Origin of the sequence: Streptomyces sp. JW3, assembly GCF_052216785.1 — a bacterium.
Classification (GTDB): Bacteria; Actinomycetota; Actinomycetes; order Streptomycetales; family Streptomycetaceae; genus Streptomyces.
On sequence record NZ_JBQOUX010000040.1, the window covers coordinates 1 to 25,572 of the forward strand.

22 protein-coding genes and 6 tRNA genes are annotated in these 25,572 nt (G+C 71.0%); 15 read left to right on the forward strand and 13 right to left on the reverse strand.

The window, feature by feature from the left end:
* Nucleotides 1-262 precede the first annotated feature (262 nt).
* The gene (locus ACTT8P_RS18010; RefSeq protein WP_442832676.1) at nt 263-613 is read left to right on the forward strand and encodes a metallopeptidase family protein; all 351 of its coding nucleotides are present in this window, start codon (nt 263-265) and stop codon (nt 611-613) included.
* A gap of 58 nt (nt 614-671) precedes the next feature.
* Here ACTT8P_RS18010 and ACTT8P_RS18015 read toward each other — a convergent pair whose 3' ends face one another.
* On the reverse strand, nt 672-1,022 hold the full coding sequence (locus ACTT8P_RS18015; protein ID WP_442832677.1) for a metallopeptidase family protein: 351 nt from the start codon (nt 1,020-1,022) through the stop codon (nt 672-674).
* A gap of 97 nt (nt 1,023-1,119) precedes the next feature.
* On the opposite strand from ACTT8P_RS18015, the gene ACTT8P_RS18020 reads away from it, so the two are divergent.
* The 4 genes from ACTT8P_RS18020 to ACTT8P_RS18035 all read left to right on the forward strand — a co-directional run bounded on the left by ACTT8P_RS18020 (nt 1,120) and on the right by ACTT8P_RS18035 (nt 3,032).
* The gene (locus ACTT8P_RS18020) at nt 1,120-2,658 is read left to right on the forward strand and encodes a metallophosphoesterase family protein (RefSeq protein ID WP_442832678.1); all 1,539 of its coding nucleotides are present in this window, start codon (nt 1,120-1,122) and stop codon (nt 2,656-2,658) included.
* An 80-nt stretch (nt 2,659-2,738) separates the two neighbouring features.
* A tRNA-Glu gene (locus ACTT8P_RS18025) sits at nt 2,739-2,811 on the forward strand.
* A gap of 36 nt (nt 2,812-2,847) precedes the next feature.
* Nucleotides 2,848-2,922: transfer RNA gene (locus ACTT8P_RS18030), tRNA-Asp, on the forward strand.
* A gap of 36 nt (nt 2,923-2,958) precedes the next feature.
* Nucleotides 2,959-3,032 (forward strand) — tRNA-Phe (locus ACTT8P_RS18035).
* 89 nt (nt 3,033-3,121) lie between these two features.
* On the opposite strand, the gene ACTT8P_RS18040 is transcribed toward ACTT8P_RS18035, so the two are convergent.
* Nucleotides 3,122-3,973, reverse strand: a complete 852-nt coding sequence (locus ACTT8P_RS18040; RefSeq protein WP_442832679.1) for a helix-turn-helix transcriptional regulator — start codon at nt 3,971-3,973, stop codon at nt 3,122-3,124.
* An 87-nt stretch (nt 3,974-4,060) separates the two neighbouring features.
* On the opposite strand from ACTT8P_RS18040, the gene ACTT8P_RS18045 reads away from it, so the two are divergent.
* The 5 genes from ACTT8P_RS18045 to ACTT8P_RS18065 all read left to right on the forward strand — a co-directional run bounded on the left by ACTT8P_RS18045 (nt 4,061) and on the right by ACTT8P_RS18065 (nt 10,219).
* The gene (locus ACTT8P_RS18045) at nt 4,061-4,873 is read left to right on the forward strand and encodes an SDR family NAD(P)-dependent oxidoreductase (protein WP_442832680.1); all 813 of its coding nucleotides are present in this window, start codon (nt 4,061-4,063) and stop codon (nt 4,871-4,873) included.
* Between the two features lie 26 nt (nt 4,874-4,899).
* Nucleotides 4,900-5,574, forward strand: coding sequence for a histone deacetylase (locus ACTT8P_RS18050; RefSeq protein ID WP_442832681.1), 675 nt, complete (start codon nt 4,900-4,902; stop codon nt 5,572-5,574).
* Between the two features lie 54 nt (nt 5,575-5,628).
* Nucleotides 5,629-9,582, forward strand: a complete 3,954-nt coding sequence (gene hrpA / locus ACTT8P_RS18055) for an ATP-dependent RNA helicase HrpA (protein ID WP_442832682.1) — start codon at nt 5,629-5,631, stop codon at nt 9,580-9,582.
* Between the two features lie 106 nt (nt 9,583-9,688).
* A tRNA-Asp gene (locus ACTT8P_RS18060) sits at nt 9,689-9,763 on the forward strand.
* A 264-nt stretch (nt 9,764-10,027) separates the two neighbouring features.
* Complete coding sequence (locus tag ACTT8P_RS18065) at nt 10,028-10,219, forward strand: DUF6274 family protein (RefSeq protein ID WP_442832683.1); 192 nt, start codon at nt 10,028-10,030, stop codon at nt 10,217-10,219.
* Between the two features lie 442 nt (nt 10,220-10,661).
* On the opposite strand, the gene bldC is transcribed toward ACTT8P_RS18065, so the two are convergent.
* Both bldC and ACTT8P_RS18075 read right to left on the reverse strand, forming a co-directional pair.
* Nucleotides 10,662-10,868 (reverse strand): developmental transcriptional regulator BldC, encoded by a 207-nt coding sequence (gene bldC / locus ACTT8P_RS18070; protein ID WP_003949541.1) that lies wholly within the window; start codon nt 10,866-10,868, stop codon nt 10,662-10,664.
* Between the two features lie 533 nt (nt 10,869-11,401).
* Nucleotides 11,402-12,253 (reverse strand): hypothetical protein, encoded by an 852-nt coding sequence (locus tag ACTT8P_RS18075; protein WP_442832684.1) that lies wholly within the window; start codon nt 12,251-12,253, stop codon nt 11,402-11,404.
* A 220-nt stretch (nt 12,254-12,473) separates the two neighbouring features.
* Here ACTT8P_RS18075 and ACTT8P_RS18080 point away from each other — a divergent pair, with 220 nt between their 5' ends.
* A complete protein-coding gene (locus tag ACTT8P_RS18080; RefSeq protein WP_442832685.1) occupies nt 12,474-13,568 on the forward strand; it encodes a Leu/Phe/Val dehydrogenase in 1,095 nt (364 codons plus the stop codon).
* A 298-nt stretch (nt 13,569-13,866) separates the two neighbouring features.
* Nucleotides 13,867-14,124: a DUF3073 domain-containing protein gene (locus tag ACTT8P_RS18085; RefSeq protein ID WP_361166265.1), complete on the forward strand. Its 258-nt coding sequence runs from the start codon at nt 13,867-13,869 to the stop codon at nt 14,122-14,124.
* Nucleotides 14,125-14,226: 102 nt separating this feature from the next.
* Here the strand turns inward: ACTT8P_RS18085 and purM are convergent, their stop codons facing one another.
* From purM to purS, 9 genes are all read right to left on the reverse strand, one after another.
* Nucleotides 14,227-15,294, reverse strand: a complete 1,068-nt coding sequence (gene purM / locus ACTT8P_RS18090) for a phosphoribosylformylglycinamidine cyclo-ligase (protein WP_442832686.1) — start codon at nt 15,292-15,294, stop codon at nt 14,227-14,229.
* Between the two features lie 47 nt (nt 15,295-15,341).
* A complete protein-coding gene (gene purF, locus ACTT8P_RS18095) occupies nt 15,342-16,868 on the reverse strand; it encodes an amidophosphoribosyltransferase (RefSeq protein ID WP_442832687.1) in 1,527 nt (508 codons plus the stop codon).
* 62 nt (nt 16,869-16,930) lie between these two features.
* Entirely contained in the window at nt 16,931-17,716 is a 786-nt protein-coding gene (locus tag ACTT8P_RS18100; RefSeq protein ID WP_442832688.1) for an META domain-containing protein, read from the reverse strand.
* 36 nt (nt 17,717-17,752) lie between these two features.
* A complete protein-coding gene (locus ACTT8P_RS18105; protein ID WP_442832689.1) occupies nt 17,753-18,553 on the reverse strand; it encodes a sterol carrier family protein in 801 nt (266 codons plus the stop codon).
* A 35-nt stretch (nt 18,554-18,588) separates the two neighbouring features.
* Entirely contained in the window at nt 18,589-20,586 is a 1,998-nt protein-coding gene (locus ACTT8P_RS18110; RefSeq protein ID WP_442832690.1) for a caspase, EACC1-associated type, read from the reverse strand.
* Nucleotides 20,583-20,948 carry an effector-associated constant component EACC1 gene (locus tag ACTT8P_RS18115; protein WP_442832691.1) on the reverse strand — a complete coding sequence of 122 codons (366 nt, stop codon included), beginning with the start codon at nt 20,946-20,948 and terminating at the stop codon, nt 20,583-20,585. Before ACTT8P_RS18115 ends, ACTT8P_RS18110 begins: the two co-directional genes overlap by 4 nt.
* Before the next feature lie 161 nt (nt 20,949-21,109).
* On the reverse strand, nt 21,110-23,446 hold the full coding sequence (purL, locus tag ACTT8P_RS18120; protein WP_442832692.1) for a phosphoribosylformylglycinamidine synthase subunit PurL: 2,337 nt from the start codon (nt 23,444-23,446) through the stop codon (nt 21,110-21,112).
* Nucleotides 23,443-24,147: a phosphoribosylformylglycinamidine synthase subunit PurQ gene (gene purQ, locus ACTT8P_RS18125; protein WP_442832693.1), complete on the reverse strand. Its 705-nt coding sequence runs from the start codon at nt 24,145-24,147 to the stop codon at nt 23,443-23,445. The genes purL and purQ overlap by 4 nt, the downstream gene beginning before the upstream one ends.
* Nucleotides 24,144-24,416: a phosphoribosylformylglycinamidine synthase subunit PurS gene (gene purS / locus ACTT8P_RS18130; protein WP_361166293.1), complete on the reverse strand. Its 273-nt coding sequence runs from the start codon at nt 24,414-24,416 to the stop codon at nt 24,144-24,146. Before purS ends, purQ begins: the two co-directional genes overlap by 4 nt.
* 348 nt (nt 24,417-24,764) lie before the next feature.
* Between purS and ACTT8P_RS18135 the strand changes: the two genes are divergently transcribed.
* The 3 genes from ACTT8P_RS18135 (at nt 24,765) to ACTT8P_RS18145 (ending at nt 25,442) form a co-directional block, all read left to right on the forward strand.
* Entirely contained in the window at nt 24,765-25,082 is a 318-nt protein-coding gene (locus ACTT8P_RS18135) for a histone-like nucleoid-structuring protein Lsr2 (protein ID WP_442832694.1), read from the forward strand.
* A 135-nt stretch (nt 25,083-25,217) separates the two neighbouring features.
* A tRNA-Gly gene (locus ACTT8P_RS18140) sits at nt 25,218-25,289 on the forward strand.
* 80 nt (nt 25,290-25,369) lie between these two features.
* A tRNA-Gly gene (locus ACTT8P_RS18145) sits at nt 25,370-25,442 on the forward strand.
* Nucleotides 25,443-25,572 lie beyond the last annotated feature (130 nt).

Genomic DNA, 25,572 nt, shown 5'->3' on the forward strand with positions numbered 1-25,572 from the left:
CACCGCACGACGGCGGAGTTCAAGCGGGTAACGGGAAGGTCGTGCCATGACCCGATCCTTTCATGGAATCGAGTCTCTATCGAACCCGGAACGGTTCAAGTACGAGCCAGGACACGGCCAGGGACCTACCGGCCATCCGGGCCAACTGGTACTCACCAGCGGCCGGGACGGCTAGGACGGCTGAGCCCTGTCTGTGGGCACGGCGGAAGGCCAGGACTCCGTAAGTCCTCCGATTGCGTGACCTCTCACGGACAATGGCCCTGTGCTGGAGATGACGCGTGACAGGTTCGAAGAACTGGTGAGTGAGGCCCTGGACCAGATCCCGCCGGAGCTGGCGCGGGTGATGGACAACGTGGCCGTGTTCGTCGAGGACGAACCGCCCGCCGACGACCCGGAGCTACTGGGCCTGTACGAGGGGACCCCGCTCACGGAACGCGGGGAGTGGTACGCGGGGGTCCTCCCGGACCGGATCACGATCTACCGGGGCCCGACATTGCGCTACTGCGAAACGCCGGAAGCAGTGGTGCACGAGGTGGCCGTGACGGTCGTCCACGAGGTGGCCCACCACTTCGGAATTGAGGACGCGCGGCTCCACGAACTGGGCTGGGGCTGACTTCTGGGCGTCCCCAGACGCCCACCAACCCACCCCTGACCTGCGGCGATACCAGGCCCTACGGGCGCGTCGCTCCGACTAGCTGAAGATCAGCAAAAGAGGTGTACGACGAGGTATCCTGCACGACGGTCACCTCGGTCTCCGCGACCACGTCCTCCCGGTTCTCGCACATCCGCAGCGTCGGCCCCCGGTAGACGGTGATCCGGTCCGGCAGCACCCCCGCGTACCACTCCCCCCGCTCGGTCAGCGGCGTCCCCTCGTAGAGCCCGAGCAGCTCGGGATCGTCCGCCGGCGGCTCGTCCTCCACGAACACCGCGACGTTGTCCATCAGCCGCGTCAGCTCCGGCGGGATCCGGTCCAGCGCCTCGGCGACCAGTTCCTCGAACTCCTCGCGCGTCATCTCCAGCACAGCCCCATTGTCCGGTACGGCTGTCGCGTACGACACAGCCGCGCGCGAGCCGCGCGGCGTCCGCATATCCCCCGGCGGGCCTGGGCATACGCGACCAATGGCCCGCGTCACCGCCGCTGTCCTGCACCTCGTCCACCGCGCCCGCCCCGTCAGGAAACCCGTCCGGGGACCCACCACCGTCGAGCTGACGCCCCGGCCGCACCCCTGGACCCGCGCGCTGGGCCTGGTCGCCGTCGTGCTGCTCGGCGCCTGGCTCGGCCTGCTGGTCGTGGGCAACGTCCGCACGCCGGTCGGGCCGATGAACACGACGATGACCCTGCGCCCCTCCCTCACCGGCGGCACGAAGATCAACATCTCGCCGCTGGGCGCCCTGGAGCTCGACAGCCACGTCGCCCCGGCCCGCCTGGACGTCAACGTCGACCAGCTCGACCCGGAGCGCGCCCAGGCCCTGGTCGACCACCCCGAACGGCTCTCCGGCCTCCAGGACGAGGTGGCCGACGACGTCGCGCACGGCACCCTCGACCTGGCCGTGCGCTCCGGCGTCGCGGTCGTCTCCGGCGCCACCGCCCTCGGCCTCGCCGTCTACCGCCGTCCGCGCCGCGCGCTGACCGCCGGCGGCCTCGCCCTCGCCCTGCTGCTGGCGTCCGGCGGCACCGCGTACGCGACCTGGAAACCGGACTCCGTCCTGGAACCGAGGTTCTCCGGCCTGCTCTCCTCGGCCCCGTCCCTGGTCGGCGACGCGCGCTCGATCGTCACCGAGTTCGACATCTACCAGAAGGAGCTGGCCCGCCTGGTGACGAACGTGACCAAGCTCTACGACGTCACCTCCACGCTCCCCGCCTACCAGCCGGACCCGACCACGATCCGCGTCCTGCACGTCTCCGACATCCACCTCAACCCGGCGAGCTGGAAGATCATCGCCTCGCTGGTGGAGCAGTACCGGGTGAATGTGATCGTCGACTCGGGCGACACGATGGACCACGGCACGGCCGCGGAGAACGGCTTCCTGGACCCGGTCGAGGACCTCGGCGCCCCCTACGTCTGGGTGCGCGGCAACCACGACTCGATGGAGACCCAGCGCTATCTGGCGGGCCTGAAGAACGTGCACGTCCTGGACGACGGCCGGGCCCGGACCGTGGCGGGCCTGCGCTTCGCCGGCATCGGCGACCCCCAGTTCACCCCGGACCGCTCGACCCGGCCCGGCGCCGAGGCGTCCCAGGAACTGGCCGGCGCCCGGCTCGCCTCCGCCCTGCGCGACCAGCGCACGGCCGGCACCCCGGTGGACATCGCCCTCGCCCATGAACCGTCCGCCGCCCGCGAGGTGGACGGCGAGGTGCCGCTGGTGCTGGCCGGGCACGTGCACCACGAGGAGATGGAGGTCATGAAGTACGGCACCCGGCTGCGCATCGAGGGCTCCACGGGCGGCAGCGGCCTGCGCGCGGTGGAGGGCACGTACCCCGACCCGATCCAGGCGTCGATCCTCTACTTCGACCGCGACTCCCGCCGCCTCCAGGCCTGGGACGAGATCAAGCTGGGCGGCCTGGGCCTGACCACGGCCGAGGTCAGCCGCCACCTCCCGAAGGAGAACCAGCCGGGCGCCTCGCCCTCACCCGCCCCCGCGACCCCCTCCCCGTAAACCGTTTTGGCGATCCCTCCCGCCATCACCTATGCTTCTCACGTCCCCGACGCGCTGAGAAGCGCCCAGGCGGGCCGATAGCCCTCATCGTCTAGCGGCCTAGGACGCCGCCCTTTCAAGGCGGTAGCACGGGTTCGAATCCCGTTGGGGGCACGCAAGATCGTGTGCGACACTGTCGTACACACGCTTGGTCCTGTGGAGCAGTTTGGAGTGCTCGCCACCCTGTCAAGGTGGAGGCCGCGGGTTCAAATCCCGTCAGGACCGCCGAGGTACATGTGGATGTTTCACGTGAAACCTCGTGGCTGGGTAGCTCAGTTGGTACGAGCGTCCGCCTGAAAAGCGGAAGGTCGCCGGTTCGACCCCGGCCCCAGCCACCGCCGCCCTGACCAGGGCAGGAGCCTCTCTCCCCGCACTGCGGGAGAGAGGCTCCTTCGTGTTCAGTGCGCGTGTTCTACGCGCATGTTCAACGCGGTACGTCCATCCGCTGTGTCCCCACCACCGACAGCAGCCGCAGGGTCTCCTCCGCCGGGGAGCCGGGGTCGGCCGTGTAGAGGACGACGTGCTGGTCGTGGTCGGTGATGTCCAAGACGTCGCAGTTGACGGTGACGGGGCCGACCAGCGGGTGGTTGATGGTCTTGCGCAGGGTCGGGATGGCGCGTACCTCGTGATCGGCCCAGAGGCGGGCGAACTCCGGGCTGCCGGCGAGCAGATCGTCCACCAGCGCGGCCACCTCGGGGTCGTCCGGGTAGCGGGCGGACACGGCGCGCAGGTGGCGGGCGGCGGCGTGCGAGAACGCCTCCGGGTCGGACAGGCTGTACCGCTCCCGGCTCCCGTCCGCAGGGCCGAGGAAGGCGCGGCGGACCAGGTTGCGCTCCGGGCGGGGCACGGCGGAGAAGTCCTCCAGCAGGGCGGCCGCCAGGTCGTTCCAGGCGATCACCTCGTAGGTCGCGGACAGCACCAGCGCCGCGGACCCGGGCAGCCGCCGGATGAGGTCGAGGATGCTCTGCCGCACCTCGCGGGAGGGCCCCGGCGGCGGGCCGGGCGGGGCGCCGGCCAGGTGGTGGAGGTGGTCACGCTCGGCGTCCGACAGCCGCAGCGCACGGGCCAGGCCGGCCAGCACCTCGCGCGAGGGCCGCGGGCCGCGGGCCTGTTCCAGCCGGGTGTAGTACTCGGTCGAGATGTACGCCAGCTGCGCCACCTCCTCGCGGCGCAGCCCCGGGGTGCGGCGGCGCGGCCCGGCGGGCAGTCCCACGTCGGCCGGGGCGATCCGCTCGCGTCTGCCGCGCAGGAAGTCGGCCAGCTCTCGTCGGTCCATGCCCCCAGTGTGCGCGGCTGCCGGGCGGCCGAGCCAGGTACCGCCGGTGCCTGGATGGGCTCCGCCGACCGGCGCAGGCTCGTCCCCATGGACAACTCACCCAGCACAGCCGGCACCGTCAACACCGACCACCAGGGCCAGGGCCTGCTGCGCGGCAAGGTCGCCCTCGTCACCGGCGCCGGACGCGGCATCGGGGCCGCCGCGGCGCGGCTGTTCGCCCGGGAGGGCGCCCGGGTGCTGCTCGCGGCCCGGACCGAGGCGCAGCTCAAGGCGGTGACCGAGGAGATCCGGGCGGCCGGCGGCACCGCCGGCCACGTGGTGTGCGACCTGGCCGACGCGACGAGCGTGCGGGCCGCCGTGGACCGCGCCGTCGACCTGTACGGCCGGCTCGACGTGGCCTTCAACAACGGCGCGACCGCCACCCCGCCCGGGCCGATGGACCAGGCCACCGAGGCCGACTTCGACCAGCTCTACGCGGTGAATCTCAGGGGCGTCTGGCTCGCCATGGCCGCCGAGGTCGCCGCCATCCGGGCCACCGCCGGTACCGGCGCCCTCGTCAACACCTCCTCCGTCGGCAGCCTGCGCGGCAACCCCGCGCTGCCCGCCTACGGCGCGATGAAGCGCGCGGTCAACAGCCTCACCGAGTCCGCGGCCGTCACGTACGGCCCGGAGGGCATCCGGGTCAACGCCATCGCCCCCGGCACCACGCTCACCGAGATGATCCGGGACTGGGACGAGCGGTCCCCCGGCATCGTCGACCAGCTCAACGCGCGCACCCCGCTGCGCCGCGCCGCCTCCTCCGACGAGGTCGCCGAGGCCGCCGCCTGGCTGCTCAGCGACCGCGCCTCCTACGTCACCGGCACGGTCCTCCCGGTGGACGGCGGCATGCACGCGGCCTGAGCGGGCCGGCCGGGTAGGCACCCGGCATGACGAAAGCCCTGCGCAGCATCGACCCGGCCCTGCCGCGCGACCGGCGTCCGGAGCTGGTCTGGTACACGTCGTACGGGTCCAACACCCACCTCGGCCGGCTCTCCGCCTACCTCGAGGGCGGGTGCCCGCCCGGTGCGGGCCGGTCCTACCCGGGCTGCCGGAACCCGGCGCCGCCCGCCCGCTCCCTGCCCGTCGAGCTGACCGGCGCGATGTACTTCGCCACCCGGTCGCCGGTGTGGCGGGGCGGCCGGGCCTTCTACGACCCCGGCGCGGACGGCCGGGTGCTGGCCCGGGCGCATCTGGTCACCGTCGAGCAGTTCGCCGACATCGCCGCCCAGGAGATGTACCGGGAGCCCGGCGGGGACGCCCTCGACCTGACCGAGGTGCTGACCCGGGGGCGGGCCGTGCTCGGGGACGGGCGGTACGAGACGCTGGTCTGCGCCGGGCAGCTCGACGGCCTGCCCGCCCTGACCTTCACCGCTCCCTGGGGTCTGCACGACGTGCCGTGGCTCGCCCCCTCCCTGCCCTACCTGCGGTTTCTCACCGCCGGGCTGCTCTGTGCCGGGGCCTGGGACGTGCCGGCCGTCGCCGGGTACGTCGCCGCCTGCCCCGGCGCGCGGGGCCACTGGTCGGCGGCGGAGCTGACCGCGCTGCTGGGGGCGCGGCCGTGACGGCGACAAATACGTTCGCCACTCTTTTGGCCGGGATGAGATCCTGGACTCCGTATGTCTACGCACCCCGCCCCCGCCCTCGGCGCCCTCGCCCCCCGTCTGACCGAGCTGTCGCTGCGCGACGCGCACCGGCTCGGCCGCAGGCTGGAAGGCGCGCGGAAGATCCGCAAGCCGGAGGCCCGCGCCGCCGTCCTCGCCGAGATCGAGGCGGAGGTCGACCGGGCCGAGCAGCGCATCGCCACCCGCCGCGCCCACCTGCCCACCGTCACCTATCCCGAGCAACTGCCCGTCAGCCGGCGACGGGACGCGATCGCGGACGCCATCCGGGATCACCAGGTCGTCATCGTCGCCGGTGAGACCGGGTCCGGGAAGACCACCCAGATCCCGAAGATCTGTCTCGACCTCGGCCGCGGGGTCAAGGGCATGATCGGGCACACCCAGCCACGCCGGCTCGCCGCCCGCACGGTCGCCGAGCGGGTCGCCGACGAGCTGGACACCCCGCTCGGCGAGGCCGTCGGCTGGAAGGTCCGCTTCACCGACCAGGTGAACCCGGACGCCACCTTCGTCAAGCTGATGACGGACGGCATCCTGCTCGCCGAGATCCAGACCGACCGCGAGCTGCGCGCCTACGACACGATCATCATCGACGAGGCGCACGAGCGGTCCCTCAACATCGACTTCCTGCTGGGGTACCTGGCGCAGCTGCTGCCCAAGCGGCCCGACCTCAAGGTCGTCATCACCTCCGCGACCATCGACCCGGAGCGCTTCTCCCGGCACTTCGGCAACGCGCCGATCATCGAGGTCAGCGGGCGTACGTACCCGGTCGAGGTGCGCTACCGCCCGCTGCTGGAGGAGGAGTCCGAGGACGCCGACCGGGACCAGATCACCGCGATCACCGACGCCGTCGAGGAGCTGATGGGCGAGGGGAAGGGCGACATCCTCGTCTTCCTCTCCGGCGAGCGGGAGATCCGGGACACCGCCGACGCGCTGGAAAAGAAGAAGTACCGCTTCACCGAAGTACTCCCGCTCTACGCCCGGCTCTCGCACGCCGAGCAGCACCGGGTGTTCCAGCGGCCCGCGGCAGGCACAGCGCGCAGGATCGTGCTGGCGACCAACGTCGCCGAGACCTCGCTGACCGTCCCCGGCATCAAGTACGTCATCGACCCCGGCTTCGCCCGGATCTCCCGCTACAGCCACCGCACCAAGGTCCAGCGGCTGCCCATCGAGCCGGTCTCGCAGGCCAGCGCCAACCAGCGCAAGGGGCGCTGCGGGCGGACCAGCGACGGCATCTGCATCCGGCTGTACAGCGAGGACGACTTCCTGGCCCGGCCGGAGTTCACCGACGCGGAGATCCTGCGGACCAATCTCGCCTCCGTCATCCTGCAGATGACCGCGGCGGACCTCGGCGACATCGAGAAGTTCCCCTTCATCGACCCGCCGGACCACCGCAACATCCGCGACGGTGTGCAGCTGCTCCAGGAGCTGGGCGCGCTCGACCCGGCGCAGAAGGACCCGCGCAAGCGGCTCACCGACACCGGCCGCAAGCTGGCCCAGCTCCCGGTCGACCCGCGGCTGGCCCGGATGGTCCTGGAGGCCGACAAGAACGGCTGTGCCCGCGAGGTCATGGTGATAGCCGCCGCGCTCTCCATCCAGGACCCGCGCGAGCGCCCCTCCGACAAGCAGACCCAGGCCGACCAGCAGCACGCCCGCTTCCGCGACGAGACCAGCGACTTCCTGGCCTTCCTCAACCTCTGGCGCTACCTGCGCGAACAGCAGAAGGAGCGCGGTTCCTCGGCCTTCCGCCGGATGTGCAAGCAGGAGTTCCTCAACTTCCTGCGCATCCGCGAATGGCAGGACATCTACACGCAGTTGCGCACGGTCGCCAAGCAGATGGGCATCCACCTCAACGAGGACGACGCGCCCGGCGACCGCGTCCATGTCTCCCTCCTCGCGGGCCTGCTCTCCCACGTCGGCATGAAGGACGTGAAGGAGGGCGCGAAGAACGAGTACGTCGGCGCCCGCAACGCCAAGTTCGCGATCTTCCCCGGCTCGGCGCTGTTCAAGAAGCCGCCGCGGTTCGTGATGTCGGCCGAGCTGGTGGAGACCAGCCGGCTGTGGGCCCGGGTCAACGCCAGGATCGAGCCCGAGTGGGTCGAGCCGCTCGCCGGGCACCTGCTGAAGCGCACGTACAGCGAACCGCACTGGGAGAAGGACCAGGCGGCGGTGATGGCGTACGAGAAGGTCACGCTGTACGGCGTACCGATCGTCGCGCAGCGGAAGGTGAACTACGGGCGGATCGACCCCGAGGTCAGCCGCGAGCTGTTCATCCGCAACGCGCTGGTCGAGGGCGACTGGCGCACCCACCACAAGTTCTTCGCCGACAACCGCAGGCTGCTCACCGAGGTCGAGGAGCTGGAGCACCGCGCCCGGCGCCGGGACATCCTCGTCGACGACGAGACGCTCTTCGACTTCTACGACCAGCGGGTGCCCGAACACGTCGTCTCCGGCGCGCACTTCGACTCCTGGTGGAAGCACAAGCACCGCGAGCAGCCCGACTTCCTCGACTTCGAGCGCGAGATGCTCATCAACGAGAAGGCGGGCGCGGTCACCAAGGACGACTATCCGGACACCTGGCGGCAGGGGCCGCTGAAGTTCCGGGTGACGTACCAGTTCGAGCCGGGCGCGGACGCCGACGGCGTGACCGTGCACATCCCGCTCCAGGTGCTCAACCAGGTCACCGACGAGGGCTTCGAGTGGCAGATCCCGGGCCTGCGGGACCAGGTGGTCACCGAGCTGATCCGGTCGCTGCCCAAGCCGATCCGGCGCAATTACGTGCCGGCCCCGGACTACGCCCACAAGTTCCTCCAGCGGGCGGTGCCGTTGCAGGAGCCGCTGACCACGACCATGGCGCGCGAGCTGAAGCGGATGGTCGGCGTGCCCTTCGAGGCCGAGGACTTCGACTGGGACCGGGTCCCCGACCATCTGAAGATCACCTTCCGGATCGTCGACGAACGGCGCCGGAAGCTGGCCGAGGACAAGGACCTCCAGGCGCTGAAGCTGCGGCTGCGGCCCAAGGCGCGCAAGGCCCTCTCGCAGGCCGCCGCCGCGACCGCCGAGCGGCAGGGCGGCGAGTCCCTGGAGCGCACCGGCCTGACCGACTGGACGATCGGCACGCTCAGCCGCGTCTTCGAGACCCGCCGCGCCGGACAGCCGGTGAAGGCGTACCCGGCCCTCGTGGACGACGGCGACACGGTCTCCGTCCGCCTCTTCGACACCGAGGACGAGCAGGCGCAGGCGATGTGGAAGGGCACCCGGCGGCTGATCCTGCGCAACATTCCGGTCAACCCCGCGAAGTTCGCTTCCGAAAAGCTCACCAACCAGCAGAAGCTGGGGCTGTCGGCGAACCCGCACGGCTCGATCCAGGCCCTGTTCGACGACTGCGCGATGGCGGCGGCGGACCGGCTGATGGCCGACTTCGGCGGGCCGGCCTGGGACGAGGAGTCCTACCGGAAGCTGTACGACAAGGTCCGCGCGGAGATCGTCGACACGACCGTCCGCGCGGTCGGGCAGGTGCAGCAGGTGCTGGCCGCCTGGGGGGCCGCCGAACGCCGTCTGAAGGCCGCCCGCAGCCCCGCGCTGCTGGCCAACCTCCAGGACGTACGGGGGCAGCTGGACGCCCTGGTGAAGCCGGGGTTCGTGACGGAGGCCGGCCTGCGGCGGCTGCCGGACCTGATGCGGTACCTGATCGCGGTGGACCGGCGGCTCCAGCAGATGCCGACGGGGGTCCAGCGGGACACGTCCCGGATGGCGAAGGTGCACGAGATGCGGGACGAGTACGCGTGGCTGCTGGAGCAGTTGCCGCCGGGGCGGCCGGTGCCGCAGCAGGTCCTGGACATCCGGTGGATGATCGAGGAGCTGCGGGTCAGCTACTTCGCGCACGCGCTGGGCACGGCGTACCCGGTCTCCGACAAGCGGATCGTGAAGGCGATCGACGCGGCGGCGCCGTGACGGGGCCGTGACGGGGCCTCTACGGAGGGTGAGTTCGACCAGGACACTCACCCTCCTGTACAGTCTCATCTCGCGACGCAAGAGCAAGTGAGGCGCCGCGAAACCTGGTCCTGTGGAGCAGCTTGGAGTGCTCGCCACCCTGTCAAGGTGGAGGCCGCGGGTTCAAATCCCGTCAGGACCGCAGTGAAGCCCCGCACCAACTGGTGCGGGGTTTTTTTCTCCCTCACCCCTCGCCACCCTGTCAAGATGGAGGCCGCGCCCGCGGCGCAGCCGCAGTCGGGTACAGCAAATCCCGTCAGGACCGCAGTAAAAAGAGGCCCGCGCCTACAGCGCGGGCCTCTTTCGCGCGCCCGTGTCGCCCAAGGCGCCCTTGACGCCGCCCCCTTCGCCGGATACCCCGGAAGAAGCAGGGCCCGTTCCCCGTGTGGCCCACCGGAGGTGGCGTATGGCGGCATCGGCGCGGCACGAGACCCGGGCGTTGCTCCGGGCGCATCTGGCGGCCGCCTCGCCCTACGGTCATCTGACGCGCCACTGCCCGGTCTGCCACCGTCTGCTGCGGCTGGCGATGGATTCCGCCCCGCAGTCGCCGACGGGCCGTCAGGAGGGCGCGCAGCGCGCCCCCGCCCCCGGCGTATGACCGGCCGCCGGCGCCAACGTCCTTGTGTCCGGGGGCCGATGGGAACCCACCCCTCCTCTAGCGCACATATGCCACCGCCAACAACCCGCTCGGCATGTGACGGGTGTCACCGTACTCATTTCTGAAACGGTGACGCTTACACCTCTCCTACAACTGGTCAATTTAATATGTGCAATTGTACCGACCTGAGGAGTCCTTCACAGCCGATCCGACAGCCCCGCCCAGACTCCGACAAGGCCGCTCACAGAACCCCGCGTCGGCCCTCACCCCGCCTGTCACCAGGCACAAAAAAGATCGCGCTGGACCCGGCGGAGTCCAGCGCGATCGACGACACATGGGGCACGGGATCTGTTGGGGCAGATCCCCGCGTCGTGTGGAGCTGTTGGGCCCGGACGCCGTAGCAGGTGGGGGGACCTGCCGTGCTGTCCGGTTATGCGGTGGTTCAGGCCTCGCTGCGCTGCTGCGGGATGCCCGCGAGCAGTGCGCGGACCTCAGCCTCGCGGTAACGGCGGTGTCCGCCGAGCGTGCGGATCGACGTGAGCTTGCCGGCCTTCGCCCAGCGCGTGACCGTCTTCGGGTCGACGCGGAACATGGTGGCGACCTCGGCGGGGGTCAGCAGCGGCTCGGCATCAGGGGTGCGAGCGGTCATGAGCGGCCTCCTCGGGAGAACCGAACCATCTCGGTTCTTTCCTCTAAATTCTGCACCTTGACCCGCGTTGCCCGAAATGGCGGACGCGAGTCGAGTCGGTTATAGGACGAACGGCTTGTCCTCGGCACTACAACTACACCATCTGTCCAGCCACGTCGGCCAAACCGATGGAATTGCCCTCCCAGGTGTTCATCAGCGACGGATGCCGATGGACCATGCCATAGCGGACAGTCACGCCGGTGTGACGATCAGTCACACCGGCGATCAGGGGTCACTAGACCCCCCAAAGCACGCATTGCCGAGAATCCGCCCACAGTGCACCACAGCGGGACGGACGGAGCCCTCCCCGGACTCCTTGTCCTATTTTGGCACGAGGAGGGGCAAGCGACGCAAGGGTGGAGTACGTGCGGTCCGTCACGCTTGAGTCATACGCCCGGATCGGGACTTACGTCCCACGCCGAGATGACGACGAGAAGAACCGGGGATCACCCGGAGTGAGTGACGAAACCCCAAAACGGGCGTCACGTCAAACGTCAGTTCGCAGAGCGCCGGTCCCGGACCGCCCGCCACCGCTCCACCAGCCGCCCGTACGCGGCCCCCGCGGTCGCCCCGTCGCCGTGCCGCAGCGCGTCGATGCCCTCGGCGACGTCCGCCGCGGAGTGGTCGGCCGCCAGCGCCCCGGGCGGCACCGCGTGCACCAGGCCGCCGTAGTCCAGCTCCACCACGGAGCGCGGATGGAACTCCTCCAGCCAGCGCCCCACGTCCACCAGACCGTCGATCAGCGGCCCCTCGTCCATCGCCTCCCGCAGCGCCCGCAGCCCGCGCGCCACCCGGCGCCGGGCCTGCACCATCGGCGTGCGGTAGCGCAGCACCGGCGCCGCCTCGGGCGGATCGCCGCCGCCCTCGTCGTACTCCCGCTCCTCGTCGGCGACGAGCACGAACCAGTTGATCGGCACCTGCCAGGTGGCCGTGCGGATCCACGGGCGGGCGTCGGGGTTGCGCTCCAGCCAGCGGTCGTAGTCCTGGGCCGCCTGGCGGCGCAGCAGCGCCGGCAGCAGGGCGTCCAGGACCGGCTCGGGAAAGTCCTCCGGCAGCTCCTCCAGGGCCTGCCAGCCGCGCAGCCGGGTGCGCCAGGGGCAGACGCAGACCACGCCGTCGGACTCCAGCACGAACGCGTCCGCGCTCTCGTGCACCGACACCGGCACCGGCGGGGTGGGCAGCAGGTCGGCCAGTGAACGGCGCAGCTCGTCCTGGTACGAGGGCAGGTCGGTCCGGCGGGCGTACCGCGACCAGTGGCCGCGCTCCGGCTCGGGGAAGGCGGCCAGCGGCTCGTACACGCGCAAGTACGCCGCGTACGGGACGATCAGCGAGGACACCTTGGGCACGCCTGCTCCCTCCCCCGCGCACCGCCGGGAAAACCTGCCGGGCCCGGTCGCCCACGCGCGCGGAATGCTCGGAAGATCGTCCCACGGCCGTACTCCGTGCGGAGGTGATCCTCAGCACTGTGCGGCGGGCGGGCCTCGGCAGGCCCTAATCTCGTGCCCAGTCCCGCCCACCCGTCCGGGACCGCCTCCACCAGCCGCTACTTACTCAGGAGTCACCACCGTGACCGACGTAACCGGCGCGCCTGCTGATGTACTGCACACCCTGTTCCACTCGGACCAGGGCGGTCATGAGCAAGTCGTGCTCTGCCAGGACCGGGCCACCGGTCTCAAGGCCGTCATCGCCGTCCACTCCACCGCCCTGGGCCCCGCGCTCGGCGGCACCCGCTTCTACCCGTACCCGACGGAGGCGGCGGCGGTCGCCGACGCGCTGAACCTCGCCCGCGGGATGTCCTACAAGAACGCCATGGCCGGGCTGGACCACGGCGGCGGCAAGGCCGTGATCATCGGCGACCCGGAGCTGGTCAAGACCGAGGAACTGCTGCTCGCGTACGGCCGGTTCGTGGCCTCGCTCGGCGGGCGCTACGTCACCGCCTGCGACGTCGGCACGTACGTGGCGGACATGGATGTCGTCGCGCGCGAGTGCCGCTGGACCACCGGGCGCTCCCCGGAGCACGGCGGGGCCGGCGACTCCTCCGTGCTCACCGCCTTCGGCGTCTACCAGGGGATGCGGGCCGCCGCCCAGCACCTGTGGGGCGACCCGTCGCTGCGGGACCGGACGGTGGGCATCGCGGGCGTCGGCAAGGTCGGCCGCCATCTGGTCGGCCATCTGCTGGCCGAGGGCGCCCGGGTGGTGATCACGGACGTGCGGGAGGCGGCCGTGCGGCGGATCGCCGACGAGCACCCGGCGGTCCGGGTGGTCGCCGACACCGAGGCGCTGATCCGGGTCGAGGGCCTGGACGTCTACGCCCCCTGCGCGCTCGGCGGCGCGCTCAGCGACAGCTCGGTGCCGGTGCTCACCGCCCAGGTGGTCTGCGGGGCCGCCAACAACCAGCTCTCCCACCCCGGTGTGGAGAAGGACCTCGCGGACCGCGGCATCCTCTACGCGCCGGACTACGTGGTGAACGCCGGCGGCGTCATCCAGGTCGCCGACGAGCTGCACGGCTTCGACTTCGACCGGTGCAGGGCGAAGGCCGCGGGCATCTACGACACCACGCTCGCCATATTCGCACGTGCGAAGGAGGACGGGATTCCGCCGGCCGCGGCGGCCGACCGGATCGCCGAGCAGCGGATCGCCGGGGCCCGCGGCCGGGGCTGACCGGACGGGTCCCGGAGGGGGCGGGCGGTACCCGCCGGGGCCCGGTTGGAGAGAACTCTCACTTCTACCGGCGGGTCGACCGTCCAGAAGTGGTTAAAATCGCCGTTGACCAGCGAGGACGGGGCGCCTCGAAGGACTCGGACGCGGGCCCGTCCTGCGGGCGACGTACCGTATGGGCGTGGGCTCAGGTACCGTGGAAGCCCTACGGACCGGTCTCTCTGCGGAGAGCCCGTTCCGGACCATGAACGCGTGTCAAGACTCTGGGGCCGTCGAGCCCCGTCGTTGAGGGGGTCGAGCCATGGGGCGCGGCCGGGCCAAGGCCAAGCAGACGAAGGTCGCCCGCCAGCTGAAGTACAACAGCGGTGGGACTGATCTCTCCCGCCTGGCCGAGGAGCTGGGCGCATCGACGTCGAGTCCGCAACCGCCTAACGGCGAGCGGTTCGAGGACGATGAGCAGGACGACGACGATTTGTACTCCCGGTACGCCGACCTCTATGAGGACGACGACGAGGGAGACGAGGACGGACAGTCCTCACAGCAGCGTCGCGGCGCTTGACCTTGTACTGAACATTGGCCCGGTCGGTGACCTCTGTCACCGACCGGCTTCTGTGCTGTCCGCCGGGTTCACCTCGTGGCCCGGCGGTTCTCAGCCTGTTACTCAGACCGCGTAGTCACCGACCAGCGCGGCGCCGTCGGCGTGCTCGCCACGCCCGGTGATCTCGCCGGCCACCCAGGCGTCCACGCCGCGGTCGGCCAGGGTCGTCAGGGCCACGTCCGCGGCCTCCTGCGGCACGATCGCGATCATGCCGACGCCCATGTTCAGCGTCTTCTCCAGCTCCAGGCGCTGCACCCGGCCGGTCCGGCCGACCAGGTCGAAGATCGCGCCCGGGGTCCAGGTGGAGCGGTCCACGGTCGCGTGCAGACCGTCCGGGATCACCCGGGCCAGGTTGGCGGCGAGGCCGCCGCCGGTGATGTGGCTGAAGGCGTGCACGTCGGTGGTGCGGGTGAGGGCCAGGCAGTCCAGCGAGTAGATCTTCGTCGGCTCCAGGAGTTCCTCGCCGAGGGTGCGGCCGAGGTCGTCGTGGTGCGCGTCCAGGGCCAGACCGGCCTGGTTCAGCAGGACGTGGCGGACGAGTGAGTACCCGTTCGAGTGAAGCCCGGAGGCGGCCAGGGCGATCACCGCGTCGCCCTCGCGGATCCGGTCCGGGCCGAGCAGCCGGTCGGCCTCCACGACGCCCGTACCGGCGCCGGCCACGTCGAAGTCGTCCGGGCCCAGCAGGCCGGGGTGCTCGGCGGTCTCGCCGCCGACCAGGGCGCAGCCGGCCAGCACACAGCCCTCGGCGATGCCCTTGACGATCGCGGCGACCCGCTCGGGGTGCACCTTGCCGACGCAGATGTAGTCGGTCATGAACAGCGGCTCGGCGCCGCACACCACGATGTCGTCCATGACCATGGCGACCAGGTCGTGGCCGATGGTGTCGTAGACGCCGAGCTGCCGGGCGATGTCGACCTTGGTGCCGACGCCGTCGGTGGCGGAGGCGAGCAGCGGGCGCTCGTACTTCTTCAGGGCGGAGGCGTCGAAGAGGCCGGCGAAGCCGCCGAGGCCGCCGAGCACCTCGGGGCGCCGGGTCTTCTTGACCCATTCCTTCATGAGTTCGACGGCGCGGTCGCCCGCCTCGATGTCTACGCCCGCGGCCGCGTAGCTGGCACCAGTTGTGTCAGGCATGACGATAAGAACCTTTGTGTCGTACGGCAGGTGGTGCGGACGGACGGCTACGGGCGACGGATGGCGTCGGTGGCGGCCGTACCGGCGGGCCCGGCGGCCAGCTCGGTCTCCAGGAGCTGCTTGCCGAGCAGCTCGGGGTCGGGCAGCTCCATCGGGTACTCGCCGTCGAAGCAGGCGCGGCACAGGTTGGGCTTGGCGATGGTGGTCGCCTCGATCATGCCGTCGATGGAGATGTACGCCAGCGAGTCGGCGCCCATGGAGGTGGCGATCTCGTCGACGCTCATGCCGTTGGCGATGAGCTCGGCGCGGGTGGCGAAGTCGATGCCGAAGAAGCAGGGCCACTTCACCGGCGGGGAGGAGATCCGGATGTGCACCTCGGCGGCGCCGGCCTCGCGGAGCATGCGGACCAGGGCCCGCTGGGTGTTGCCGCGCACGATGGAGTCGTCGACGACGACCAGCCGCTTGCCCTTGATGACTTCCTTCAGGGGGTTCAGCTTCAGCCGGATGCCGAGCTGGCGGATGGTCTGCGAGGGCTGGATGAACGTACGTCCGACGTAGGCGTTCTTCACCAGACCGGCGCCGAACGGGATGCCGGACGCCTCGGCGTAGCCGATCGCGGCGGGGGTGCCGGACTCCGGGGTCGCTATGACCAGGTCGGCGTCGGCGGGGGCTTCCTTGGCCAGTTTGCGGCCCATCTCCACGCGGGAGAGGTACACGTTCCGGCCGGCGATGTCGGTGTCCGGGCGGGCCAGGTAGACGTACTCGAAGACACAGCCCTTGGGCTTCGCGTCCGCGAATCGGGAGGAGCGCAGGCCCTTCTCGTCGATGGCGACGAACTCGCCCGGCTCGATCTCGCGGACGTAGGAGGCACCGCAGATGTCGAGGGCGGCGGACTCGGAGGCGACCACCCAGCCGCGCTCCAGGCGGCCGAGGACCAGCGGGCGGATGCCCTGCGGGTCGCGGGCGGCGTAGAGGGTGCCCTCGTCCATGAAGACCAGGGAGAAGGCGCCGCGCACCTGGGGCAGGACCGCGTGCGCGGCCGCCTCGATGGTCAGCGGCTTGCCGTCGTCGTCGGCCTGGGCCGCGAGCAGCGCGGTGAGCAGGTCGGTGTCGTTGGTCGCCGCGACGCGCGGCGAGCGGCCCTCCTGCTTGGGCAGGTCGGCGACCATCTCGGCGAGCTGGGCGGTGTTGACGAGGTTGCCGTTGTGACCGAGCGCGATCGAGCCGTGCGCGGTGGCCCGGAACGTCGGCTGGGCGTTCTCCCACACGGAGGCGCCGGTGGTCGAGTAGCGGGCGTGTCCGACCGCGATGTGACCCTGGAGCGAACCGAGTGAGGTCTCGTCGAAGACCTGGGAAACCAGGCCCATGTCCTTGAAGACGAGGATCTGGGAGCCGTTGCTGACCGCGATTCCCGCGGATTCCTGGCCCCGATGCTGGAGGGCGTAGAGCCCGAAGTACGTGAGCTTGGCGACCTCTTCGCCGGGAGCCCAGACACCGAAGACGCCGCATGCGTCCTGGGGGCCCTTCTCGCCGGGAAGCAGATCGTGATTGAGTCGACCGTCACCACGTGGCACGTCTTCGAGTGTAGGCGAGACCGGCGGCTGAGCCGAATGGGGGAGCCTGCCGCCACCGTGCGTCACCGGTCGGCGGCGGCCCGTACGGTCGTGCCGTTTTCGCTGGTCAGGGTGAGGGTCTGCTGGTCGATCCGATAGTCGATCCGGCGGCCGAAAAGTCCTGCCAGGCGCTTCTCGGTGGCCATGAGTGAGTCTTCGCACATCATTCGGGTGGTGGTGGGCGCGCCCACGGTGATATGCCCGTCGCGGACCGTGGCCTTCGCCCGGACCCGGTTGCAGCCGAGGCTGCCGGTGACGGTGCCCGCCTCCCGGTCGAAGGTGAGGTGCGCGCGGCCGGCCGTGTCCGGGGCGGTGATCCGCCAGGTGGTGCCGTCCAGGGCGGTGTCCTGCCGCTCGCTGAGCCGGACGGTGTCGCCGTCGGCGGTGGTGAGGGTCAGCCGGCCGTCGTCGACCTCGGTGCTGAGGGGGCCGGCGGTGAGGGTGCGGGCGAGGGTCCGCTCGTCCCGTACGGAGTGGTCCGCGCAGGCCATCGCGGTGGCCTCGGCGTCGCTCAGCCGGACCCGGTCGCCGTCGACGGACGCCTTGGCGTGGAAGTCGTTGCAGCCGTAGCTGCCCTCGGCCGTGCCGTCGGCGCCGATGGTCAGGTGGGCGCCGGCCGGGAGCGGGCGTTTCTCGCCGTCGGCGGTGACGCTGTCGACGCTCCAGCGGACGCCGGTGATCCGGTCGGCGGCGGTCTCGGTCGCGGCCGGGGCGCCGCCGCCGTCCGCCTGCTCGGCGCCGCAGGCCGCCGCGAGCGGGAGGAGCGCGGCGGCCACCATCGTGGTCGTGTGTCGCTTCAGCCTGTACATGACCGTTCGACGGGCGGGCGGAGGAACCGGTTCCCGTCAGCTGAGGACCGGCAGCAGAGCGGCGAGGTCGGCCCGCTCGCCGCTCGCCCGCACCTTCCCGCCGCTGACCGCGTCCGCCCAGGCCAGCCGCCCGGTGGCGAGCCGGAGCCAGCTGAGCGGGTCGGTCTCGACCACGTTGGGCGGGGTGCCCCGGGTGTGCCGGGGGCCCTCGACGCACTGCACGACGGCGTACGGCGGCACCCGCACCTCGGTCGCGCCGCCGGGCGCCTTGACGGCGAGCGCGTCGGCCAGCAGCCGGGTGGCGGTGGCCAGCGCCTGCCGGTCGAAGGGGAGGTCGAGGCCGGGTACGGCGGCGTTCAGGTCGTCGGTGTGCACGACCAGTTCGACGGTGCGGGTGACCAGGTAGTCGTCGAGCGGCAGGGCGCCCGCGTTGGTCTGGAGGAGCCGGCCGCCGGGGTGCGCGGCGAGCAGGGCGCGCAGGCTGTCGTCGACGCCGGCGAGGTAGCCGTCGAGGTCGGGGTGGTCGGCGGCGAGCCGCCGGGTGAAGTCGGCGATCGCGGCCGCCTTGCCGCCGGTGGCGAACGCCCACTCGGTGACCTGGACGTCCTGCTTCGGCGGGGCCGGCCGGTCCAGGGCGCGGTGCACGGCGGTGAGCGCCATGCCGAGGTGCGCGACCAGCTCCCGTACGGTCCAGTCACCGAGCCGGGTCGGCCGTGCGAGCTGCTCGGGGGTGAGGTCGCGGACCGCTTCCCGGACGGTGCCGAACTGGGCGTGGACGGCGGCGCGGGTGCGGGCGGGGTCGTAGCTGCGGGGGCGTTTCCTGGACGTCGTCGGCATGGGAGTGAGCCTATGCGCGGGGTTTCGCGGGGCGGCTACGGTTTCAGGCGCAGGGCGAGCGAGTAGAGGCGGGTGATCTGGTCGCCGCTGCCGTTGTCGTCGGAGACCAGGTACAGCGGGCGCCAGCCCTGGTACTCGCCGGTGGTCCACTCCTTGCCCACGGCCATCCCCTCCACGTTGTCGACCAGCGGGTTGCCGGGTTTGGAGCCGGGGGCGGCGACCGCGCCGGGGCCGCCGGACGGGCAGGCGGACAGGGTGAGGACCGGCGTCGCGTGGGTGAAGACGTCCGCGGGGACGTCGAAGAGGGAGTCGTCCTCGCTCACGTCGCGGGCGCCGTCGAGGGAGACCTGGACGACCCGGATGGAGCTGCCGAGGTCGGAGGTGTACTCGCGTTCCAGGGCGAGCAGGTTTCCGGCGTTGTCGAGGGCGGCCAGTTCCACCAGGTTCATCCCGTCGCCGGCCAGATAGCCGTACTGCTCGTCCGGCTGGTAGGTGCCGCCGGGGGTCCCGGTGTAGCGCAGGATGCGGATCTGGGGGCGGCCGCGCTGGTCGCCGTCGGCGGCCAGCGGCGCCTCCCAGCCGGCGTAGAGGTGCTTGCCGTCCGGGGAGATGGTGAGCGACTCGAGGCCGCGGCCGGACTGGGCACTGCCGTCCGGCCAGTACCGCAGCTCCTTCGGGATCGGGAAGTCCTTGCCGAGCTGCTGGCCGGTGGCGATGTCGAAGCGGCGGATCGCCGGGGCGTCCTCGGAGGCGACCAGCGCGGTCTTTCCGCCCTGCTCGATGACGAGGCCCTCGCCGTCGGGCAGGTTCTTGGGGAACTGGGTGCCGTCCGGGCGGCGCAGGGTGTGCGCGGTGCCGGCGACCGGGTTCAGGTCGAAGGGGGTGCCGAGGCGGACCGGGAAGAGCAGGCCGGGGTCGTTGTCGGCGAGGGCGAACGCCTCGACGCCGCTCTCGCTCTCGGCGGTGAGGGCGAGGGCGGACAGGCCCTCGATCTCCTCGTAGTCGACGTTCTTCTTGTCCAGTGCGTCGGAGTGGTCGAGGAGGACCGCGCGGGGCACCGGGGCGTTGGTGGGATGGCCGCCGCACTTGCCGGCCGCGGCCGCGGGGTGCGCGGTGTGCCACCAGTCGACGGCACCGGGTGCGCCGAGCCCGACGGCGAGCCCGGCCGTCGCGGCGGCCAGTGTCCACAGCAGGACGCGGAGCCGGCTGGGCGGGGGCTCGGGGGCGGGCCGCGGGGTCAGCGGCGGCAGCACCGCCACGTTGCGGGCGAAGTCCAGCCCGCCGACGCCGTTGCGGTCCTCGTCCTGCGGTTCCTGCGGCACTTTGAGCTTCATGTCCGCGATGCGCTGCTTCACCGCCTGGAAGAGCGCGTGCAGGCTCAGCATCTCGGGGCCGTCCGGCACCCCCTGCCGCAGTACGTCCACGAACGCCCCGGTGAAGACCGTGGCGTGCTTCGGGTTCGGGGCGTGCGAGGGGCGGTCCTTCGGGGCGGAGGTCATGACGTACGAGCCGGTGATGTCGTGCAGCGTGCCCAGCGCCATCTCGCTCAGGTCGTCCGCGCCGCCCATCTCGGTGAGGACCTTGCCGCTGAAGCAGCAGTCGAGCAGCAGCACGTGGTGCTTGACGGTCGCCCCGCTGCCGATGGCCCGGTTGACGTCGCCGGCCCGCACGCACTTGTCCGGCCGGTCCTCCTCGGACTCGGGCAGGGTGAGCAGGAGCTGGGTCTCCCGGCGGTCGATGAGGCCGTGGCCCGCGTAGTAGACGATCAGCGTGTCCTCGGCCTTGCCGGCCGCCTCGTAGATCGGGTCGGTCAGCTCGGCTCCGGTGGCCGGGTTCTCGACCGTGCGGACCCGGTCCTCGGCGATGCCCCAGATCTCCGGGTCGATGAGCGCGGCCCGCAGCGCGGTGAGGTTGTGGCGGACGCTGCGCAGCTCGGCGAGGTGCGTGTACTCGTCCACGCCGATCAGTACGACGTAGGTGCGGTCGGGGTCGATGCGGCCGCGCGGGGCGGCGGCGGGGCCGGCCGTGGTCACGCCTGCGCCTCATCGGACTCGTCCGGGACCTCGCCGCGCAGCCTGCGCACCAGGTCCTCGACCTCGGCCGGGTCGGCGCCGACGACCTGGACGGTGACCGCGGGCGGCGTACTCTGCCCGCGGCTTCGCCGCCAGGCCAGGTACGACAGCGGCAGCTGGAGGACGCCGGCCGCGCTGGAGACCACCGCGAAGATCAGCTCCAGCTCCGGACTCATCCGGCCCGGGGTGTCGGCGAGGACCGGCTCCAGCGCGACGTGGCCGCGCAGCGCCCGGTCGTCGGTGAGCCAGCCGAGCAGTGACCGCAGTTCCTGTTCCTGATCGGGTCCGTCCGCCTGGAACCTGATCCGCAACCGCTCACCCATCGGCCCCCACCCAGGTGTTTCCGTCGCACGCACGCCTTCAGGTTGGCACAACCACCGTGCCCGGCAGGACGATTCAGGAAACCCGGACGGCACAGACGAAAACAGGCCACCGTTCCGGTCCCTCGCGGGGGCCCGGAACGGTGGCCCGACCGGCCTCGGCGTTATGCCAGCAGCGCCGGGATGGTGCCCTCGTGCGCCTCGCGCAGCTCGGTCAGCGGCAGCGCGAACTCGCCCTGGACCTCGACCGCGTCCCCGTCCACGACCCCGACCCGGGTGGCGGGCAGGCCGCGCGCGCCGCACATGTCGGTGAAGCGCAGCTCCTCCGAGCGCGGCACGGCGACGACCGCCCGGCCGGCCGACTCGGAGAACAGGAACGTGAAGGCGTCCAGACCGTCCGGTACGACGAGCCGGGCGCCCTTGCCGCCCAGCAGCGCCGACTCCACGACCGCCTGGACCAGACCGCCGTCCGACAGGTCGTGCGCCGAGTCGATCATGCCGTCCCGGGAGGCGGAGATCAGGATCTCGGCGAGCAGCCGCTCGCGCTCCAGGTCGACCTTGGGCGGCAGGCCGCCGAGGTGGTCGTGGATCACCTGGGACCAGGCCGAGCCGCCGAACTCCTCGGCCGTGTCGCCGAGTAGGTAGAGCAGCTGGCCGTCCTCCTGGAAGGCGACCGGGGTGCGGCGGGCCACGTCGTCGATGACGCCGAGGACGGCCACCACCGGGGTGGGGTGGATGGCGGCCTCGCCGGTCTGGTTGTAGAGCGAGACGTTGCCGCCGGTCACCGGGGTGCCGAGCTGCTGGCAGCCGTCCGCGAGGCCCCGGATGGCCTCCGCGAACTGCCACATGACGGCCGGGTCCTCGGGCGAGCCGAAGTTCAGGCAGTCGGAGACGGCGAGCGGCTTGGCGCCGGTCGTGGCGACGTTGCGGTACGCCTCCGCCAGCGCGAGCTGGGCGCCGGTGTACGGGTCGAGCTTGGCGTACCGGCCGTTGCCGTCCGTGGCGATGGCGACGCCGAGGCCGGTCTCCTCGTCGACGCGGATCATGCCGGAGTCCTCGGGCTGGGCGAGGACGGTGTTGCCCTGCACGAAGTGGTCGTACTGCTGGGTGATCCACTTCTTGCTGGCCTGGTTGGGGGACGAGACCAGCTTCAGGACCTGGTCCTTCAGCTCCTCGCCGGTCCCCGGCCGGGGCAGCTTGCCCGCGTCGTCGGCCTGGAGGGCGTCCTGCCAGTCGGGGCGGGCGTAGGGGCGCTCGTAGACCGGGCCGTCGTGCGCGACGGTGCGCGGGTCGACGTCGACGATCTTGCCGCCGTGCCAGAAGATCTCCAGCCGGTCGCCGTCGGTCACTTCCCCGATGACGGTGGCGATGACGTCCCACTTGTCGCAGATCTCCAGGAAGCGGTCGACCTTCGCCGGCTCCACGACCGCGCACATCCGCTCCTGCGACTCGCTCATGAGGATCTCCTCGGGCGAGAGCGTGGAGTCGCGCAGCGGTACGTCGTCCAGGGTGACGCGCATCCCGCCGGAGCCGTTGGAGGCCAGCTCGGAGGTGGCGCAGGACAGACCGGCCGCGCCGAGGTCCTGGATGCCGACGACGAGCTTCTCGGCGAACGCCTCCAGGGTGCACTCGATGAGCAGCTTCTCCTGGAAGGGGTCGCCGACCTGGACGGCGGGGCGCTTGGAGGGCTTGCCCGTGCCATCGGCACTATTGGAATCAGTGTCGAAGGTCTCGCTCGCCAGGATGGAGGCGCCGCCGATGCCGTCGCCGCCGGTGCGGGCCCCGTAGAGGATGACCTTGTTGCCGGCGCCGGACGCCTTGGCGAGGTGGATGTCCTCGTGTCGCATGACGCCGATGGCACCGGCGTTGACCAGCGGATTGCCCTGGTAGCAGGCGTCGAAGACGACCTCGCCGCCGATGTTGGGCAGGCCCAGGCAGTTGCCGTAGCCGCCGATGCCGGCCACGACGCCGGGCAGCACGCGCCTGGTGTCGGGGTGGTCGGCGGCGCCGAACCGCAGCGGGTCGACGACCGCGACCGGGCGGGCGCCCATCGCGATGATGTCGCGGACGATGCCGCCGACGCCGGTGGCCGCGCCCTGGTAGGGCTCGACGTAGGAGGGGTGGTTGTGCGACTCGACCTTGAAGGTCACGGCGTAACCCTGGCCGACGTCCACGACGCCCGCGTTCTCCCCGATGCCGACGAGCATCGCGTCGCTCTGCGGGGCCTTCTCGCCGAACTGGCGGAGGTGGACCTTCGAGGACTTGTACGAGCAGTGCTCGGACCACATCACCGAGTACATGGCGAGTTCGGCGCCGGTGGGACGGCGGCCGAGGATCTCGACGACCCGCTCGTACTCGTCCTTCTTCAGGCCCAGTTCGGCCCAGGGCAGCTCGACGTCGGGGGTCGCGGCCGCGTGCTCGACCGTGTCCAGAGTTCTAGGGGCGGCCCGCAGGGCCTCGTTTGAGGGCGGCGGTGGGAGACGGGAGGGCGTCCGGCTCATGCGTTGACCAGCTTCTTGAGGATCGAGGTGAAGAACGGGAGGCCGTCGGTGCGGCCGGTGCCGATCAGCGGCTCGACGGCGTGCTCGGGGTGCGGCATCAGGCCGACGACGTTGCCGGCCGCGTTGGTGATGCCGGCGATGTCGTTGAGCGAGCCGTTCGGGTTTCCGTATCCGTCAGCGGCTTCGCCGCGGGCCAGATAGCGGAAGGCGACGCGGCCCTCGCCCTCCAGCTCGTCCAGCGTGCGCTGGTCGGCGACGTACCGCCCGTCCATGTTCTTCAGCGGGATGCTGATCTCCTGGCCGGCGGTGTAGTCGCTGGTCCAGGAGGTCTCGGCGTTCTCCACCCGCAGCTTCTGGTCACGACAGATGAAGTGCAGGTGGTCGTTGCCGAGCATGCCGCCGGGCAGCAGGTGCGCCTCGGTGAGGATCTGGAAGCCGTTGCAGATGCCGAGCACCGGCAGTCCGGCCTTCGCCTCTTCGATGAGGGTGTCCATCACCGGCGAGAAGCGGGCGATCGCCCCGGCGCGCAGATAGTCGCCGTAGGAGAAACCGCCGCACAGCACCACGGCGTCGACCTGCTTGAGGTCCTTGTCCTTGTGCCAGAGCGCCACGGGCTCGGCGCCCGCGACCCGGATCGCACGCTGCGTGTCCCGGTCGTCGAGGCTGCCGGGGAAAGTGACGACGCCAATACGAGCGGTCACTTCGCGACTCCCGCGACTTCCGCCGCTTCCTCGACCCGGACGGTGAAGTCCTCGATCACGGTGTTGGCGAGGAAGGATTCCGCAAGATCGTGGATGCGGGCGAGGGCGGCCTCGTCGAGGGGACCGTCCACTTCCAGTTCGAAACGCTTTCCCTGGCGGACGTCCGAGATCCCTTCGAAACCCAGTCGCGGCAGTGCACGCTGCACCGCCTGGCCCTGGGGGTCGAGGATCTCCGGCTTGAGCATGACGTCGACTACGACGCGTGCCACTGGCACTCCCGGTGGTGTGGTGCTGAGCAGGTTCCTTCAGCCTACCTGGTTTAAGCTGCCAGAATTTCTACGCGGGTAGAGTTGTAGGAATCTACGTGAGCCCTGTCACGATTGCGCATCAGCGGGGGGCCGGGTGAAAAGCTTCGGGAAAGATCGCGCCGTACACCCGGACAGCTATTGCGCGACAGACACGCGGAAAGTTTTAGTCGGGCTTCCTTTGCAATGCCGAGCACTGTACAAATGAAATGTCATTAGCCGATACTTTGCCCAATTACAGGCGAACAGTCGGCATCTCCCGGGCGTCCTGGCACGTCAGTGTGGAGATGCCGCACGAAGGGACCGATATTCGTGGCGCAGCGTGTCGTGGTCACTTACTTCGACGACATCGACGGCTCGGAAGCGGCGGAGACGATCGCCTTCGGACTCGACGGCAAGATGTACGAGATCGACCTGAACGAAGCCAATGCCAGGAAACTCCGGGATGCCCTGGAGCCGTACGTGGAGGCCGGCCGCAAGCGGTCGCGGTCCGGCCGGACCTACCGGCAGACGGAGGTCGCCCCCGACCCGGCGGCCGTCCGGGCCTGGGCCCAGGCCAACCGGATGGAGGTGCCGGCCCGGGGCCGCATCCCCAAGAGGGTGTACGAGGCGTTCGCCGCGGCCCGGTGAACCGCCGGTGAAGAGCGCCCGACGCGTGCTCAGCCGGCCCTCGCGGCAACCGACTTGCGCGACACCCCCGGCGATCAGCTAAAGTCTGGAGCACGCCGAGGGGCCGGGCCGGAAAAGCCCAGCTCACGAGGGCTTGCGGGTGTAGTTTAGTAGTAGAACATCCCCCTTCCAGGGGGAAGACGCAGTGTGCGATCCCTGTCACCCGCTCCGCACCGCCGTACCGGTCAGGCAAGTCGATCAGGTAGGCTGGTGCCCGCGCCGGTCAGTGAAAGCTGGTCGGATGCAATGCGGACGTAGCTCAGTTGGTAGAGCGCAACCTTGCCAAGGTTGAGGTCGCGAGTTCGAACCTCGTCGTCCGCTCGGGAATCAGGCCCCGGTCCTTCTGGACCGGGGTCTTTTTGTGTGCGGTCTCGTGCGCTTCAGGCCAAGTGCGGTGCCGCGTCTGACATTTGTCATGGCGAGTGATGACGGCGCGCACTGCCCCCGGGTC

Coding starts and splice junctions, on each gene's coding strand:
- ACTT8P_RS18115 (WP_442832691.1), bottom strand. CDS start 20,948: ATGGGTGAGCGGTTGCGGATCAGGTTCCAGGCGGACGGACCCGATCAG.
- ACTT8P_RS18045 (WP_442832680.1), top strand. CDS start 4,061: ATGGACAACTCACCCAGCACAGCCGGCACCGTCAACACCGACCACCAG.
- ACTT8P_RS18050 (WP_442832681.1), top strand. CDS start 4,900: ATGACGAAAGCCCTGCGCAGCATCGACCCGGCCCTGCCGCGCGACCGG.
- ACTT8P_RS18020 (WP_442832678.1), top strand. CDS start 1,120: ATGGCCCGCGTCACCGCCGCTGTCCTGCACCTCGTCCACCGCGCCCGC.
- ACTT8P_RS18100 (WP_442832688.1), bottom strand. CDS start 17,716: ATGTACAGGCTGAAGCGACACACGACCACGATGGTGGCCGCCGCGCTC.
- ACTT8P_RS18040 (WP_442832679.1), bottom strand. CDS start 3,973: ATGGACCGACGAGAGCTGGCCGACTTCCTGCGCGGCAGACGCGAGCGG.
- ACTT8P_RS18065 (WP_442832683.1), top strand. CDS start 10,028: ATGGCGGCATCGGCGCGGCACGAGACCCGGGCGTTGCTCCGGGCGCAT.
- purL (WP_442832692.1), bottom strand. CDS start 23,446: ATGAGCCGGACGCCCTCCCGTCTCCCACCGCCGCCCTCAAACGAGGCC.
- bldC (WP_003949541.1), bottom strand. CDS start 10,868: ATGACCGCTCGCACCCCTGATGCCGAGCCGCTGCTGACCCCCGCCGAG.
- ACTT8P_RS18085 (WP_361166265.1), top strand. CDS start 13,867: ATGGGGCGCGGCCGGGCCAAGGCCAAGCAGACGAAGGTCGCCCGCCAG.
- ACTT8P_RS18105 (WP_442832689.1), bottom strand. CDS start 18,553: ATGCCGACGACGTCCAGGAAACGCCCCCGCAGCTACGACCCCGCCCGC.
- purM (WP_442832686.1), bottom strand. CDS start 15,294: ATGCCTGACACAACTGGTGCCAGCTACGCGGCCGCGGGCGTAGACATC.
- hrpA (WP_442832682.1), top strand. CDS start 5,629: ATGTCTACGCACCCCGCCCCCGCCCTCGGCGCCCTCGCCCCCCGTCTG.